The following is a 15,163-nucleotide window of genomic DNA, read 5'->3' on the forward strand; positions in this document are numbered from 1 at the left end:
CTCGTAGGCATTAGATAAAGGACCTTTGAAACGTACGAGAGCGAGACCGCCGGAGAGCGTCGGGGATTGCCATCTAGTTGCAAACAGTGCAGTGCGAGGGCGAACAGTTCTCGGAAAGCGGAAGTCAGTCGACGGAGAGTCCGGCGTGCCAGCGGTCGACGCCCGCCGCGCGCTTGACCTCGTCCATGCGCGCGAGGAGGTGGACCGCGAGACTCGCCGTCTTCGCCGCGCGCGACTCCCCCTCCGTCCGGAACTCCCCGGTGACGCGGTTCGCGTAGACGGTGCAGACCGCGCCCGCGCGGAGGCCGTACACGTTCGCGAGGGTCAGAAGCGTCGCCGCCTCCATCTCGATGTTCTTCACGTTCGCCTCGCGGAGGTCCCCGACCAGCGACTCCGACCCCGCGGCCTCGAACCCCTCGAACCCGGGGCGACCCTGTCCCGCGTAGAAGGAATCGGCGCTCATCGTCAGGCCGACGTGGTAGTCGTAGCCGAGGCGTTCGGCGGCCGCGACGAGTGCGCAGACGACTTCGTGGTCCGCCGTGGCCGGGTAGTCCTCGCGGACGTACTCCTTGGAGGTGCCCTCCTGCCGGACGGCCCCGGAGGTGATGACCAGATCGCCCACGTCCATCTCGGGTTGGATGGCGCCACAGGACCCGACGCGGACGAAAGTGTCCGCGCCGACGCGGGCGAGTTCCTCGACGGCGATGGCCGCGGAGGGACCGCCGATGCCCGTCGAGGTGACGGAGATGGGCGTTCCCTCGTACGTCCCCGTCGCGGTGCGGTACTCGCGGTGGGAGGCGCGTTCCTCGAACTCGTCCCACAGGGCGGTTATCTTGTCCACCCGTTCGGGGTTCCCGGGGAGGAGAACGGCGTCCGCGACGTCTTCGGGGCCGACTTCGATGTGGTACTGGACCTCGTCGTTCGGGTCCTCGCTGTCGCTCATGCCGGGTGTGCGGTCCCCCGGCAAAAATAACCACTCCTTCCGCCGGGGGGACGGTTCGGCGCAGGACCGGTCACTCGCCCTCGCGCGCCGCCGCCGCCGCGTTCAGCGTGTCCAGGGAGATGGTGTCGGGCAGGAGTTCGCCGAGGGCGTACTCCGTCGTCTCCTCGCCGCCCTCGTCGCAGACGACGACGAGGCTCTCGTCGGCGAACTCCGCGAGGGTCTGTCGGCACATCCCGCAGGGCGTGACGCCGTCCTTCGCGCCCGAGGTGACGGCGACGCGTTCGAACGCCGTGTGACCGTTCTTCACCGCCTCCGCGACGGCGACTTCCTCGGCGTGGAGGCTGTTCGAGTAGTTCGCGTTCTCGATGTTGCATCCGACGTACACCTCGCCGTCGGCGGTTCGAAGCGCGGCGCCGACCGAGTACTCAGAGTACGGGACGTAGGCGTTTTCGAGGGCGTCGCGGGCGCGGGTGACGAGTTCCTCTGGCATCGACACCGAGTTTCCGGGGGAGCCGTTTGTACTTTGCCGTCCCGGGGGTCTCCCGGGCGACGGACCGCGGCGGGGCGAGAAAGGCAAGTGCCAAACGGCCGGCCGCCGTAGGCGACGACGTGTCAGCAGAATCCGATTCGACGAACCGCGGCGAACCGGCGTCCGGGACGCCGGGACTCGGCAGGCGCATCCTACTGGGGGTGGGTGCCGTCGTCGTCGCACTCGCCGGCATCGTCGGCTTCTTCGTCGGGAGCAACGGGGCCGAAACCGTCCCGCGGGCGGCGGTTCTCGGCGGTCTGGTCACCATCCCGACGACGCCGCTCTCGATGTCTCTGTACGCCGTCTTCGTCACGACGGCCGTCCTCGCCGCCCTGTTCGGCCTCGTCGCCGTCGCGTCGCGGTACGAAGACGCGGACTGAGGTAACCGGAGAGTCCGCGGGTCGGTCCGCGGGCGGGGCACAGGCGCGTCGTTTTTGTCGCTGGGAGTCCCCAGTTTCGGTATGGCCACCTCCTCTACGTCCGCCGACGACGAGTCGGAGGCGGACGCCGGCGCAGGCCCGGACGCGAACGCGGACGAGTTCGAGGAACCGCTTCAGCCCGAAACCGGCGGTAGGAACCGACGGCGGGCGGTGCTCGCGGTGCTCCCGTTCCTCTTCATCGGTCTCGCCAACGTCGTCCTCATCGTCGGCATGGGCACCGAACCCCTCTGGGGGTTCGCCATCCTCCCGCCCATCCTGTTCTGTACGGTGCTCGCGTACATCGTCTTCAGCACCGACTTCCTCGACGACCGGACGTGACCGCGCCGCGCGACTCCGTCGTCTCCGCGCGCTACCCCGTATCGTACTTGTAGGTGACCTCCTCGGGGTCGATGCCGAAGTCCTCGGCCGTCTCCTCGACTGTGACCTCGCCGTCGTCGTCGCCGGGCGCGGCCTCCTTGAACCGCTCTCTGAGTCGCGTCGGCATCTCGAACTCCTCGACGGCGATTCGGACGGCGATGGCGTCGTCGCCGCGTTCCTCGCGGACGGCGTCGAGTCGGTCCGCGAGGGTCGGGGGGAGGTCCTCTCCGTCCACGGGCGAGAAGCCGAACTGGAGGAGGTAGCCGGGTTGCGCCGTGAACCCGTACACGTCGTCGAACCCCTCGTCGCCCGCCTTCGTCAGCAGTCGTTCGACCACGTGCGCGCCGACGCCCTGGCCCCGCCAGCGTTCGAGCGTCGCCACGAGGGCGAGTTCGCAGAACTCCTCGTCCCCCTCGTCGCCGTCCCGGTGGACGCGGATGCGACCGAATCCCGCCCGTTCGTTCGTCTCCTCGTCGAGGGCGATGACGTAGTCGCGAGAGCGGAACGCGGGGTCTGTGAGGTCCATCTCCTCGATTCGGTCAAGCAACCAGACCTCGTCTCGGTTTTTAGCGTCCCGGACGTACATAGGACCACGTAGGGCCCGCGCGCGAAAAAGGATTTGCGAGGCGAGACGGGAACCGTCGGCTCGCGCGAACGTCCTGCACTATCGTCCGGGTAAGTTACTTCGTGAGGGCCGAGAAAGAGACGGACGATATGCAGGTACCCGACACCGACGAGGTGGTCCACCGGCCCTCCCCGGAGTTCGCGGAGGCGACGAACGTCCGGGCGTTCATGCGGGAGTACGGCATCGACGACTACGACGAACTGATAGACCGGACCTGTTCGGACGTGGAGTGGTTCTGGGACGAACTCGTCGAGTACCTCGGAATCGAGTTCTACGAGGGGTACGACTCGGTGCGCGACGACAGCGAGGGACCGCAGTTCACGGAGTGGTACCCCGGCGGGAAACTGAACATCGCGCACAACGTCCTCGACAGGCACGCCGCCGTCGATAGCCCCGACCGGAACCGCGTGGCGTGCATCTGGGAGGGCGAACCCGGCGACGTGCGGCAGGTCACCTACCACGACCTGCACCGCGAGTCGAACCGGGTGGCGAACCTGCTGGAGTCGTACGGCGTCGAGACGGGCGATACGGTCGGTCTCTACATGCCGATGGTGCCGGAGGTCATCTCCATCCTCTACGGCTGTTTCAAAGTCGGCGCGATAGCGGTGCCCATCTTCTCGGGGTTCGGCGTGGACGCGACGGCGACGCGAATCGAGGACTCGGGGTGTTCGGTGCTGTTCACCGCGGACGGCTTCTACCGGCGGGGCGGCGAAGTCACACTGAAGGACGCCGCCGACGAAGCGATCGAGGAGGCCGGAAGCGTCGAACACACCGTCGTCTACGACCGTCTGGGAGTCGCCGACAGGGACGACGCGACCATCGCGTGGACCGCCCGCGACGAGTGGTGGGAGAGGGCGGTCGAGTCACAGTCCCCGGAGTACGAGACGAAGGAACTCGACGCGAATCAGGAGTCGATGCTGCTGTACTCCTCGGGGACGACGGGGAAGCCGAAGGGCATCGTCCACACCCACGCGGGCATCCAGATGCAGACGGCCAAGGAGATCTACTTCGGCTTCGACCACAAGCCCGAGGACCGCTTCTTCTGGGTGTCGGACATCGGGTGGATGATGGGGCCGTGGACGCTGATCGGGAACCACACGTTCGGCGGCACCGTCTTCATGTACGAGGGGGCGCCCGACCACCCGGAACCCGACCGCTTCTGGGAGATGATAGACCGCCACGGCCTGACGGTGTTCGGCATCTCGCCGACGGCCATCAGAGCGCTCAGGAAGCACGGCGACGAGTGGGTCGAGAAGCACGACCTGTCGTCGCTCCGTCTGCTGGGTTCGACGGGCGAACCGTGGGACCCCGAGTCGTGGATGTGGTTCTACGACCGAATCGGGAACCGGGAGGCGCCCATCATGAACATCTCCGGCGGCACCGAGATATGCGGCTGTTTCCTCATGCCGATGCCGGACCAACCGCTGAAACCGTGCAGTCTGGGCGGCCCCGGACTCGGGATGGACGTCGACATCGTGGACGCCGAGGGCGAGAGCATCGCCGACGACCACGAACGCGGCTACCTCGTCGCGCGGGACTCCTGCCCGTCGATGACGAAGTCGCTGTGGTCCGGCGACGACCGCTACCTCGACGCCTACTGGAGTCGGTTCGAAGAGCCGCCGCTCTGGAACCACGGCGACTGGGCCCAGAAGGACGAGGACGGCTTCTGGTTCCTCCACGGGCGCGCCGACGACGCCCTCAACGTCGCCGGGCGGAAGGTCGGCCCCGCCGAGATAGAGGGCGTCCTCATCGAACACGACGCCGTGAATCAGGCCGCGGCCGTCGGCGTGGACGACGAGACGACGGGGACGGCCGTCGTCGCCTATGTCGTCCTCGAAGACGGATTCGAGCCGTCGGAGGACCTCCGCGAGGAACTCCGCGAACTCGTCGGCGAGGAGCAGGGGAAGCCGTTCCGCCCGCGGGAACTCCTGTTCGTCTCGGAGTTCCCGAAGACGCAGTCCGGGAAGATAATCCGGCGCGCCATCTCGGCGATCCACCAAGGCGACGAACTGGGCGACATGAGCAGCATCGAGAACCCCGCCGCCCTCGACGAACTGCGCGAGGCGCGGTAACGGGCTTCGGTCCCGGCGGCCTCACTCGCCGCCGAAAACCGCTTCGGGGTCGATAGTCCGCGGTTCGGACCCCGGACCGACGCGGACGTCTCCCTCGGTCCCCTCGTCGGGGAACAGCACCGTCGCGCCGACGAGAACGGGCGCGACGAGTCCGGCGGCGACGACGCCGGGGGTCGAGAGGGGGGCCCGGACGGCGACTTCCTCGCCCGGTCGCAGGTCGGCGTCCTCGACGACGGCCGCCGCGGCGGAGAGAACGTCGGCGTGGGAGTACGTCCGGTCCGCCGCGAGGAGTGGGTCGTCCGCCGCCACCGACGCGGGGTGGACCGCCGGGTTCTCGCTCCAGACCTCCTTCTCCCAGTGGGTCGTCGTCGGGCGTTCCGGCGGGCCGCCGTAGACGGCGAGCTTGCTCCCCGGTTCGGGGGCGAACTCGGACTCCCGTCCGACGGGGACGACGGCGGCGCGCGGCGGGTCCGACGCGTCGGGGTCGGGGTCGAACGAGACGACGGCCCCCAACTGCGCCGCGCCGTAGAACGTCAGCACCGGTTCGGGGAGGCGGTCGGGTTCGACGTCCACCCGGTCGCCCTCGCGGACGCCGAGATACCGGAGGACGTTCCCGGCTTTGTACGAGGAGGTGACGAAGTGGTGGTAACTGTACGACCGCCCTGGCGCGTCCGCCCGGAGTGCGGTCGCCGACGCGCGCCGGTCGCGCGCCACCGCGTCGCCGAGGACGGCGGGGTCGGTCACCGGGTCCGGTCCGTCTCCTGCGGTCATACCGGGGCGACGGCCCCCGCCGTCAAAATGCCGTCGTCGTCGCTCTCCGCCGGGAAGAGGCAAATATTTCCGGGACGCGGCGGCTGTGAAAGCGTCGGCGTAAATTGCGAACAGTGCCGGCGACAGTCTCTCTTGTCTTTAAAATGATATATTTGCCGACCGCCCTCAGCAATGGGTGGAGGTAACAAGCACCACAATGCGCGCAGTAGTCTATCAGGGGCCGAAGGACGTGGCCATCGAGGACGTGGACGAACCGGAGATTCAACACCCGAGCGACGTGGTCATCGACATCACGACGACGGCCATCTGCGGGTCCGACCTACACATGTACGAGGGGCGGACCGACGCGGACCCGGGTCTGGTGTTCGGGCACGAGAACATGGGCGTCGTCACCGAGGTGGGCGAAGGCGTCAGCACCCTCGAAGAGGGCGACAGGGTCGTCGCCCCGTTCAACGTGGCCTGCGGGTTCTGTCGGAACTGCGAGAACGGCTACACCGGGTTCTGTACCAACGTCAATCCCGGGTTCGCCGGCGGGGCGTACGGGTACGTGGCGATGGGACCGTATCAGGGCGGACAGGCCGAACAACTCCGCATCCCGTACGCGGACTTCAACGCCCTGAAACTCCCCGAAGGCGACGAACACGAGGACGCCTTCGCCATGCTGGCGGACATCTTCCCGACGGGGTGGCACGGCACCGAACTGGCGAACCTCCAACCCGGGGAGTCCATCGCCATCTACGGCGCGGGCCCGGTCGGCATGATGGCCGCCTACAGCGCCGACATCAAGGGCGCCTCGGAGATCTACGTCGTGGACCGCGTGGATAGCCGCCTCGACATGGTGGAGGAGAACACCGACGCGAAGGCCATCAACTTCCAGGAGAGCGACCCAGTCGAACAGATAATCGACGAACACGGCGACCAAGTCGACAAGGGCGTCGACGCCGTCGGCTATCAGGCCATAGACCCCGAGGAGGTGCGCGATAACCCGGACGAACCGTACGACCCGGCGAAGGAGAACCCGGCCATCGTCCTCAACCAACTCGTCCGGACGGTCCGACCGACCGGCCAGATAGGCGTCGTGGGTCTGTACCTCCCCGTGGACCCCGGCGCGCCGGACGAGATGTCCGCGCAGGGCCGCATCGGCATCGACTTCGGGAAACTGTTCGAGAAGGGCCACAAGTTCGGAACGGGTCAGGCCAACGTGAAGCAGTACAACCGACAACTGCGCGACCTCATCATCGAGGGGCGCGCCGACCCGAGTTGGGTCGTCTCCCACCGCGTCGGCCTCGACGAAGCGCCGGAGATGTACGAGAGGTTCGACAACCGCGACGAAGGCGTGACGAAGGTCGTCCTCGAACCGTAACGGAGACGACCCGTCTCAGGACCGCATCCACGCCTTCGGGTGTTCCGCCCGGAGGTGGTCCTGGTACATCTTCACCATCTCCGTGTACGAGGTAGAGAGCGCTTCCCACTCGCAGTAATCGCAATGACCGGAGACGGTTGCTCGATACCCTGACATCATCTTTCTTACCATCGCTACCGCCTTAGACCCATTGACTATACTCTTTCTGAACTGTATGTAATCCGCTCGAAACGATTATGCGGCTCCGCGAACAGGATTCCGTACCCATGTGCATCTACTGCAGCATACGCGAGTCGGGGTGGGAGCAACTGTTGGAGTACGACGACGTGTACCAGGACGCTCTCGCGGAGGCGGAGGCCGAACGGTCGAACTACGGGTTCGACGAATCGTGGGACGAGTTGAAAGAGCAGGTCACTCCGACGGAGACGGGAACGGGTCGCTGAGTCCCTCCGGGTCTTCGAGTTCCGCGTCCGTCGCCAGACAGTCGTCGAGTGCGCTCCGCACCGACGCCTCGGGCACGTCGGTGCCGATGAAGACGAGTCGCGTCCGCCTGTCGTCGTCCTCGTCCCACCGACCGATGGGGCCGGCGGTGACCGACGGCCCGGCCCGGTTCAACCCCATCACCGTCTCGGGGCGGGTGGCGAGGCGGAAGAACCCCTTCGCCCTGACGACGCCGTCGGGCCACGCTTCGAGGTAGTCGTTGAGGCGTTCGGGGTGGAACGGGCGGTCCGACTCGTAGAGGAACGAGGTGACGCCGTGGACGGCGGCGTGGTCGTGTCCCTCGTGTCCGTCGCCGTGTCCCGCCGCGTCGCCGCCGTGCCCCTCTCCGCCGTCGCCCTCCCTCAGGCGGCGCTTCCACCCGGCGGCCCGACTCACCTCCTCGTAGTTGAACAGGCCGGTGTCGAGGACGGCCTCCGGATTCACGTCGGCGTACGTCTCCCGGTAGACGGTCGCGCGCGGTTGGAGTTCCCGGACGACCCGTTCCACCTCGTCGAGTTCGTCGTCGGGGACCAGATCGCACTTGTTCAGCACCAACACGTCGCAGAACTCCACTTGGTCCACGAGGACGTCCGCGAGCGTCCGACCCGGCGCGTCCGACTCGTCGGGCCGTTCGGCCTCGGGGTCGAACTCCTTCCAGAAGCCGTAGGCGTCCACGACGCTGACGACCGTATCCAACCGGTAGTGGTCGGTCGGGTCCTCGTCGCCCTCGGTGTCGCCGAGGAACGTCCGCGCGACGGGGACGGGGTCGCTGATTCCCGACGCCTCCACGAGGAGGACGTCGAACGACCGCTCTCTCGCCAAGCGGTTCACCTCCGTCACCAAGTCGTCCCGCAACCGACAGCAGATACAGCCGTTCGTGAGGTCTATCACGTCGTCGTCGGCCGATCCCGCGATGAGTTCAGCGTCGATGTTCACCTCGCCCATGTCGTTGACGAGGACCGCCACGTCGTACGCTCCGGCGTTCCGGAGGACGTTGTTCACGAGCGTCGTCTTCCCCGCGCCGAGAGTTCCGCCGACGAGGGTCACCGGGATTCGGTCGTCCTCCATCCGTGCCATCGGTTACCGTACTCACCCGCGCAGGATAACGTCTGCGAACGGTCGGATTTCCCGAACGACCCGCGCGGACGGCGACGCCCGGCGGTCAGGGCGCGCCGGCGAGGACGAACGTGCTTTCGAGCGGTCCGTTCTCCAACCGGCGCGTCGCGTCGGGGGAGATGCGCACCGCGTCGCCTGCCTCCATGCGAATCTCCTCGCCGTCGCCGGACGAAGTCCGGCTGCTTGTCGAGGTTCCCTCGACTCCGTCTACGGTCAGCGTCGCCTCGCCCTCCACGAGGAAGTACACCTCCTCTTGGCCGTCCTCGGCGTGGTCGTGTTCCTTGCCGACCCACCCGGGGTCCGCCTCCAAGACGGAGAAGCCGAGGCTCTCGCAGTCAAGTTCGTCCCGGAGGAAGTGCAGTCCCCCGCCGACCGGGTCCACGTCCTCGTAATCGGCAGTCGTGTGCGACATACGGTCTCCGTCGGGCGGGACGCGAATCAAATTAGGGGCGGCGGAAAGGGGGTCCGAACGGGAAAGAGCGAGGCGAGGGGGACGGGAGACGACGGGCGGGGCGGACGCCTCAGAAGGAGTTCTTTATCTTCTCGAAGAAGCCCTGCTTGACCTCGACTTCCTCGCCGCCGGCCTCGGCGAACGCTTCGAGGGCCTCGCGTTGCTCCTCGTTGAGTTCCTCGGGCGTGACGACCTGCACCTGCACGTACAGGTCGCCGCGTCCGCGGCCGCGGAGGTGCGGCATCCCCTTGCCCTTCAGGCGGAACGTCTCGCCGCTTTGGGTCCCCTCGGGGACCTCCAGTTCCGCCTCGCCGTCAACCGTCGGCACCCTGACGGTGTCGCCGAAGACGGCCTGCGGGAAGGAGATGGGGTGGTGGTGGTGCAGGTCGTCGCCCTCGCGGTCGAACTCCTCGTGGTCGCGGACGGACACCTCGATGAGGAGGTCGCCGTTCGGCCCGCCGTTCTCGCCGGGCGCGCCCTCGCGTTCCATCCGCAGGGTCTGCCCGTCGCGGATGCCCGCGGGGATGTCGACCGACAGGGTCGCCTCGTTGCGGACGGTCCCGTCGCCGTTACACTCGGGACACGTCTCGCTGTACGTCTGCCCCTCGCCGCCGCAGTGGGGACACGTCTGCGTCTGTTGGACGCGCCCGAGTGCGGTGTCGCGGACGGTGGTCTGTTGCCCGCGGCCGTTACACTGCGGGCAGGTGGTCACGTCGGCGTCCGGGGGGTGGCCCTCGCCGTCGCACTCCGGACAGCGTTCCGGGCGCGTGACGGTGAACTGCTTCTCGACGCCCTCGTAGGCCTCGTCGAGGTCCAAGGAGACGCGGGTGCGGAGGTCCCGCCCCTGTCGCGGTTGGTTGCGGCGTTGGCCTCGGCCGCCGCCACCGCCGCCGAAGAACTGGCTGAAGATGTCCTCGAAGGGGTTCTGGCCGCCGCCGCCCATACCGCCCATACCCCCCATGCCGCCCATACCGCCCGCACCGCCGCCGCGCTTCTCGGCTTGCTCGAAGCGGTCGTGACCCATCTGGTCGTACATCTGCCGCTTCTCGTCGTCGGTCAGCACCTCCTTGGCCTTCTTGACCTTCTTGAACTTCTCCTCGGCGTCGGGTTCCTCGGAGACGTCCGGATGGTACTCTGCGGCTTTCTTGCGATACGCCTTCTTTATCTCGTCCTCGCCGGCGTCCCGCGAGACCCCGAGCACGTCGTAGAAGTCCTCGCTCATCGGTTGTACGTGCATAATCCGGCGGGCCACTTCAAAATCGCGCCTCGCGGACGACAGGTTTCGGAGATAGAACCCGCTCCTCGGGAGAGCGAAGGGAGAAACGAAGAGAGGTGCAGCGAGTTACTCGCCGTCTCGCTTACTGTTCGTCGTCGTCCACCGCGCGAGACGGCTACGCCGCCTCGCTGGCGGACGATTCCGACTACTCGTCGGAATCGTCCACGTCTTCGAAGTCGGCGTCGACGTACTCGTCGCCGTCGGCGGCGCCCGCGTCCGGGCCGGGGCCCGCACCGCCGGGGCCTGCGCCGCCCATACCGCCCATGCCCGCGCCGCCGGCACCCGCACCGCCGGCGCCCGCTTGAGCCTGCTCTTGGTACATCTGCTTGCCGATCTCCTGGAGTTCCTTCGAGAGCGCTTCCGTCGCGTCTTCGAGTTCCTCCTTCGTGGCGTCCTCGTCTTCGAGGACCGCCTCAACCTCGTCCATCGCGTCCTCGACGTCCGCGACGACGTCCTCGGAGACGTTCTCCTCGTTCTCTTCGAGGAGGGTGTCGGCGCGCTGGATGGCGCTCTCGGCCTCGTTGCGGGCCTCGATGCGCTCGCGTCGATCTTTGTCCTCTTCGGCGTGCTGTTCGGCCTCCTGCTGCATCTGCTCTATCTGCTCGTCGGAGAGGCCCGCACCGCCCTCAATGGTGATGGACTCGGCGTTGCCGGAGCCTTTGTCCTCGGCTTCGACGTTGACGATGCCGTTCTCGTCGATGTTGAAGCCGACCTCTATCTGCGGCGTCCCGGCCGGCGCGGGCGGGATGCCCGTCAGTTGGAACTCGCCGAGCAGTTCGTTCTCCTCGGCGATTTCGCGCTCACCCTGGAAGACGCGGACCTGCACGGACGTCTGGTTGTCCGCGGCCGTGGTGAATATCTTCGACTCCTCGGTCGGGATGGTGGTGTTCTTCTCGATGAGACGCTCGAAGAGGCCGCCCTTCACCTCGATACCGAGGGAAAGCGGCGTCACGTCCAGCAGGACGATGTCGTCCACCTCGCCGCCGAGGACGCCGCCTTGGATGGCCGCGCCGAGGGCGACAGCCTCGTCGGGGTTGACGTTCTTCTTCGGTTCCGACCCGAGCATCTCCTCGACCTTCTCGTGGACCTGCGGCATCCGGGTCGAACCGCCGACGAGGATGACCTCGTCGATGTCCTCTTTCGAGTAGCCCGCGTCTTCGAGTGCCTGCTCCGTCGGGCCGACCGTCCGGTCGATGAGGTCGGCGGTGAGCGACTCGAACTTCGCGCGCGTCAGTTTCTCCTCGAGGTGGACCGGGCCGGAGTCCGTCGCCGTGATGAACGGGAGGTTGATGGTCGTCTCCTTCCGCGAGGAGAGCTCTATCTTCGCCTCCTCCGCGGCGTCCTTCAGGCGCTGGAGGGCCTGTCGGTCCTCGCGGAGGTCGATGCCGTGGTTGTTCTCGAACTCCTCGGCCAACCAGTCGATGATGGCCTCGTCCCAGTCGTCGCCCCCGAGGTCGTTGTCCCCGTTCGTCGCGACGACTTCGTAGACGCCGCCGCCGAGGTCCAAGACGCTCACGTCGAACGTCCCGCCGCCGAGGTCGTACACGAGGACCGTCTGGTCGGAGTCGTCGTCCAGCCCGTACGCCATCGACGCGGCGGTCGGTTCGTTGATGATGCGTTCGACCTCGAATCCGGCGATTTCGCCCGCGTCCTTCGTCGCCTGACGCTGGCGGTCGTTGAAGTACGCCGGAACCGTGATGACGGCCTTCTCCACTTCGTCGCCGAGGTAGTCCTCGGCGTCGCGCTTTATCTTCTGGAGAATCATCGCCGAGATCTGCTCCGGCGTGTAGTCCTCACCGTCGATATCGACGGTGTAGTCGTCCTCACCCATGTGGCGCTTGATAGAGCGGATAGTGCGCTCCGGGTTCTGGATGGCCTGATTCTTCGCCGGTTTCCCCACGAGACGCTCGTCGTCCTCGGTGAATGCGACCACAGAGGGTGTGGTCCGGTCGCCCTCGGAGTTCACGATGATTTCGGGATCGCCGCCCTCCATCACCGCGAACGCACTGTTCGTGGTACCGAGGTCGATACCGAGAATCTTGTTACTCGCCATCTTGTTCGCACATACCGGTCTAAATCGGTTAAAGGTTACTAGACGGTAGCGTCGGCGGTGAGAGTTCGGGTCTCCGCGGTCTTGCGATTTCCGCGCCCGGCGGACGAGCGCGTCCGCCACCGTTTTATGGAACCGCAGACCGCGCCATCCCGCGCCGGCGACGGTCCGACCTATCGGGCCCGTCGGATCGCCTCTGGGCCCGCCTCCAGCGCCGCGAGGACGTCTTCGAGGACGGCCTCCCGGCCGGAGGAGGCGAAGAACTCGTGGCCGCCGTCATACGGGCGGAGGTTCGCCGCGGGCGTCCGGTCGCCGATGGCGCGGACGCTCACCACGCGGTCCGAGAGCGAACAGAACACCGCGTCCCCCTCGTCGAACGGCGGGAGGCGCGACTGCGCGTCCAGAACCGTCCGCAGGAACGCGGGCGAGGCGGCCTCGGGGACGGCCTCCTCGAACTGCGCTTCGGTCACCAAGTCGCCGATGACGGAGGGGTCGCGGTCGAACCGGAGCAGTCGCCTCGCGGTCGGAATCCGAAGGAGGAGGGGGAGGGCGACCGAGGCGACTCCTTCGACGGGTGCCGTCCCCCACCACGGACTCAGGAAGACGTTTCGCACGTCCGCGTCGGCGGCGAGGTGCGCGGCGACGAGTCCGCCGGTGCTGTGACTCAGAACGAGGTCGATGTCGCGTTCGCGCGCGTACGCCCTGACGGGCGCGAGGAGTTGGTCCTCGAAGTCCCACGGGTTCGTCGGGAGCGTCACCGCGTGGACGCGGTAGCCCGCCTCGACGAGGGAGTCCAGGAGCCACGAGACGTGTTCGTGTTCCGGGCGGTTCCCCCACCCGAGGACGACGAGGAGGTCGTCGCCCGCGTCGCCGGAGTTCGTCCGGCGGCCCGCCGAGGTTCCCTCCGCGATATCGCTGCGGACGGAGAACCCGATTCTCGGCACCGCTCGGAAGCGGTTACGAAAGGGAAATCGCACGCGCCGGACGTGTCGTGCGACGCACAAAAGCGTGTGCGAACGGGACGCCGCGCGTCTCGCGTCGTTTCGGGTTCTACTCGTCGCCGTCGCCGGTGCTGACGGTTATCTGCGCCTCGCGGATGACCTTCTCGGCCATCTCGTAGCCGGGTTGGTAGACGTCGGCGACGGTGCCCTCGGGTTGGTCGCTGTCGACGCGCATCATCACCTCGTGGCGCGTCGGGTCCACCTCGGTTCCGGGTTCGGGGTCGATGGTCGTCACGTTCTCCGAATCGAGGATGCGGTCGAACTCTTCGAGCGTCGATTCGACGCCCGGCCGGATGTCGGTGTCCTCGTCCTGTTCGAGCGCGCGGATGAGGTTGTCGCGCACCTTCACGACGCGTTCGACGAAGTCCTCCGTGGCGCGTTCCCGAATCTGCTCCTGTTTCTTCTTCGCGCGTTTCTTGTAGTTCTGGAAGTCCGCCTGCGTGCGCTTCAGGCGCGAAGAGAGGTCCTCGACCCGTTCGTTCGAGGAGTCGAGTTCGGATTCCAGTTCCGAGACGCGGCGTTGGAGCGACTCGACCTCCGCCGCGAGTTCCTCGTCGTAGGCCGCGACGCGGGCCGCGAGGGCGTCGTCGTCGGACTGGGCCTCGTCCGCTCCCCCCTCCGCGGCCGCGTTCTCGTCGTCGTCCGCGGCCGTCGCTCGGGCGTTCGCGGTCGTCGCTTCGGCCGTCCCGTCGCGGGCGTCGGCCGTCTCTTCGGCGGGGTCTGCGTCGGATTCGGCTTCGCGGTCCGGGTCGACGGAGTCCTCACTCATGAGTGGGTGAAGTAGTTGCCTCGGCTTAAGAGTGTAGACTGCGGTCGGGCGGTCGAGGGGACGACCGGCCCCCGAAGCGCCGGGCGAACCGGCGGAAGTCCCGGATTTCGGACGCGTCGCGGCGGCTTACTGGTACATCCCGAGCGGTCGGGCCTGCGTGCTCTCCTCGTCGGCGCTCTGCATGCGCTTCGCCAGTCGCTCCTTCGCGTCGCGGATGTCCTCGGCGTGGTCCACCAAGTCGTCAGACGGTATCTCGACGCCCGTGAGCGGTTCGATTCCGTTCTCGAGGATGACGCGGGCCGCTGCGGGGTCCGGGAACTGGGGGTCCGACTCCACGATCAGACCCACCGCGGTCCGCCCGCGTTCGACCGCGTCGTTGAGCAACGCGCCGGTCGGCCCCGAGACGAGTCCCGCCTCGGCGGGTTCGCCGATGTCCGCGTCCGCGAGCATCTGCGTCCCGTCGCCGACGCCGACGCCGTACAGTTCCGGCACGTCGCCGGCCTGTTCTTTCGGGATGCCGGAGAGGAAGACGGGCAGAATCGCCTCGTCGTCGAACCAGTTCGAGAGGCAGTCGGCGAGTTCGGCCGCCGAGTCCGGCCGGATGGGCACGTCGCTCTGCAGGACGAGGAGGTTCCGCTCCTCGTCGGCGTACAGTCTGACCGGCGACCGGAGGGTCGCGTCGCCCTCTTGGTACACCGCGACTCGCGGCACGCCGTCGCAGTGGACGTTCGCGTAGTGGGTCATCTCGAACTCCTCTACGGCGTGGTCGGCCGCGATCTTCCCGACCAAGCCGACGCCGGGGAGCCCCTCTATCAGCGTCGGTTCCGAGAGCGACACGTCCTCCGCGAGCACGTTGATGTGGGCCATACGTCACGTTCGGCCGTTCAGGTTGTAAAAGCGTGGCCCGCTTTCACGCGTCC

Annotated in this window: 17 protein-coding genes; 5 read left to right on the top strand and 12 right to left on the bottom strand. The window is 67.4% G+C overall.

Annotated elements, in window-relative coordinates:
* Positions 1 to 124: 124 nt before the first annotated feature.
* Positions 125 to 943 (bottom strand): nucleoside phosphorylase, encoded by an 819-nt coding sequence (locus ACZ522_RS19780; protein ID WP_379695683.1) that lies wholly within the window; start codon positions 941 to 943, stop codon positions 125 to 127.
* Between the two features lie 70 nt (positions 944 to 1,013).
* Positions 1,014 to 1,433, bottom strand: coding sequence for a cytidine deaminase (cdd, locus tag ACZ522_RS19785; protein ID WP_379695681.1), 420 nt, complete (start codon positions 1,431 to 1,433; stop codon positions 1,014 to 1,016).
* Positions 1,434 to 1,552: 119 nt separating this feature from the next.
* Here cdd and ACZ522_RS19790 point away from each other — a divergent pair, with 119 nt between their 5' ends.
* Together ACZ522_RS19790 and ACZ522_RS19795 are read left to right on the top strand one after the other, a co-directional pair.
* On the top strand, positions 1,553 to 1,852 hold the full coding sequence (locus tag ACZ522_RS19790) for a DUF7520 family protein (RefSeq protein ID WP_379695679.1): 300 nt from the start codon (positions 1,553 to 1,555) through the stop codon (positions 1,850 to 1,852).
* Between the two features lie 81 nt (positions 1,853 to 1,933).
* Entirely contained in the window at positions 1,934 to 2,230 is a 297-nt protein-coding gene (locus ACZ522_RS19795; protein ID WP_379695677.1) for a hypothetical protein, read from the top strand.
* A gap of 31 nt (positions 2,231 to 2,261) precedes the next feature.
* Here ACZ522_RS19795 and ACZ522_RS19800 read toward each other — a convergent pair whose 3' ends face one another.
* Positions 2,262 to 2,855, bottom strand: a complete 594-nt coding sequence (locus ACZ522_RS19800; RefSeq protein WP_379695675.1) for a GNAT family N-acetyltransferase — start codon at positions 2,853 to 2,855, stop codon at positions 2,262 to 2,264.
* 128 nt (positions 2,856 to 2,983) lie between these two features.
* Between ACZ522_RS19800 and ACZ522_RS19805 the strand changes: the two genes are divergently transcribed.
* Positions 2,984 to 4,966, top strand: coding sequence for an AMP-binding protein (locus tag ACZ522_RS19805; RefSeq protein WP_379695673.1), 1,983 nt, complete (start codon positions 2,984 to 2,986; stop codon positions 4,964 to 4,966).
* A gap of 21 nt (positions 4,967 to 4,987) precedes the next feature.
* Here the strand turns inward: ACZ522_RS19805 and ACZ522_RS19810 are convergent, their stop codons facing one another.
* Positions 4,988 to 5,737, bottom strand: a complete 750-nt coding sequence (locus ACZ522_RS19810) for an acyl-CoA synthetase family protein (RefSeq protein WP_379695671.1) — start codon at positions 5,735 to 5,737, stop codon at positions 4,988 to 4,990.
* 196 nt (positions 5,738 to 5,933) lie between these two features.
* Between ACZ522_RS19810 and ACZ522_RS19815 the strand changes: the two genes are divergently transcribed.
* A complete protein-coding gene (locus ACZ522_RS19815) occupies positions 5,934 to 7,100 on the top strand; it encodes a glutathione-independent formaldehyde dehydrogenase (protein ID WP_379695669.1) in 1,167 nt (388 codons plus the stop codon).
* A gap of 15 nt (positions 7,101 to 7,115) precedes the next feature.
* Here ACZ522_RS19815 and ACZ522_RS19820 read toward each other — a convergent pair whose 3' ends face one another.
* Positions 7,116 to 7,271 (bottom strand): hypothetical protein, encoded by a 156-nt coding sequence (locus ACZ522_RS19820; protein WP_464391791.1) that lies wholly within the window; start codon positions 7,269 to 7,271, stop codon positions 7,116 to 7,118.
* Between the two features lie 95 nt (positions 7,272 to 7,366).
* Here ACZ522_RS19820 and ACZ522_RS19825 point away from each other — a divergent pair, with 95 nt between their 5' ends.
* The gene (locus tag ACZ522_RS19825) at positions 7,367 to 7,543 is read left to right on the top strand and encodes a hypothetical protein (RefSeq protein ID WP_379695664.1); all 177 of its coding nucleotides are present in this window, start codon (positions 7,367 to 7,369) and stop codon (positions 7,541 to 7,543) included.
* On the opposite strand, the gene ACZ522_RS19830 is transcribed toward ACZ522_RS19825, so the two are convergent.
* From ACZ522_RS19830 to ACZ522_RS19860, 7 genes are all read right to left on the bottom strand, one after another.
* Complete coding sequence (locus ACZ522_RS19830) at positions 7,512 to 8,648, bottom strand: CobW family GTP-binding protein (RefSeq protein WP_379699836.1); 1,137 nt, start codon at positions 8,646 to 8,648, stop codon at positions 7,512 to 7,514. The two genes, ACZ522_RS19825 and ACZ522_RS19830, sit on opposite strands and share 32 nt — an antisense overlap.
* Positions 8,649 to 8,742: 94 nt before the next feature.
* Positions 8,743 to 9,108 (bottom strand): cupin domain-containing protein, encoded by a 366-nt coding sequence (locus tag ACZ522_RS19835; protein WP_379695662.1) that lies wholly within the window; start codon positions 9,106 to 9,108, stop codon positions 8,743 to 8,745.
* A gap of 109 nt (positions 9,109 to 9,217) precedes the next feature.
* Positions 9,218 to 10,369: a molecular chaperone DnaJ gene (gene dnaJ, locus ACZ522_RS19840; protein WP_379695660.1), complete on the bottom strand. Its 1,152-nt coding sequence runs from the start codon at positions 10,367 to 10,369 to the stop codon at positions 9,218 to 9,220.
* Between the two features lie 199 nt (positions 10,370 to 10,568).
* Positions 10,569 to 12,476, bottom strand: coding sequence for a molecular chaperone DnaK (gene dnaK / locus ACZ522_RS19845; RefSeq protein ID WP_379695658.1), 1,908 nt, complete (start codon positions 12,474 to 12,476; stop codon positions 10,569 to 10,571).
* A gap of 170 nt (positions 12,477 to 12,646) precedes the next feature.
* Positions 12,647 to 13,384, bottom strand: a complete 738-nt coding sequence (locus ACZ522_RS19850; RefSeq protein ID WP_379699834.1) for an esterase/lipase family protein — start codon at positions 13,382 to 13,384, stop codon at positions 12,647 to 12,649.
* A gap of 139 nt (positions 13,385 to 13,523) precedes the next feature.
* The gene (locus ACZ522_RS19855; protein ID WP_379695656.1) at positions 13,524 to 14,243 is read right to left on the bottom strand and encodes a nucleotide exchange factor GrpE; all 720 of its coding nucleotides are present in this window, start codon (positions 14,241 to 14,243) and stop codon (positions 13,524 to 13,526) included.
* A gap of 126 nt (positions 14,244 to 14,369) precedes the next feature.
* A complete protein-coding gene (locus ACZ522_RS19860) occupies positions 14,370 to 15,110 on the bottom strand; it encodes a proteasome assembly chaperone family protein (protein ID WP_379695654.1) in 741 nt (246 codons plus the stop codon).
* Positions 15,111 to 15,163: the final 53 nt, after the last annotated feature.

It is taken from the genome of Halopelagius fulvigenes, assembly GCF_055398025.1.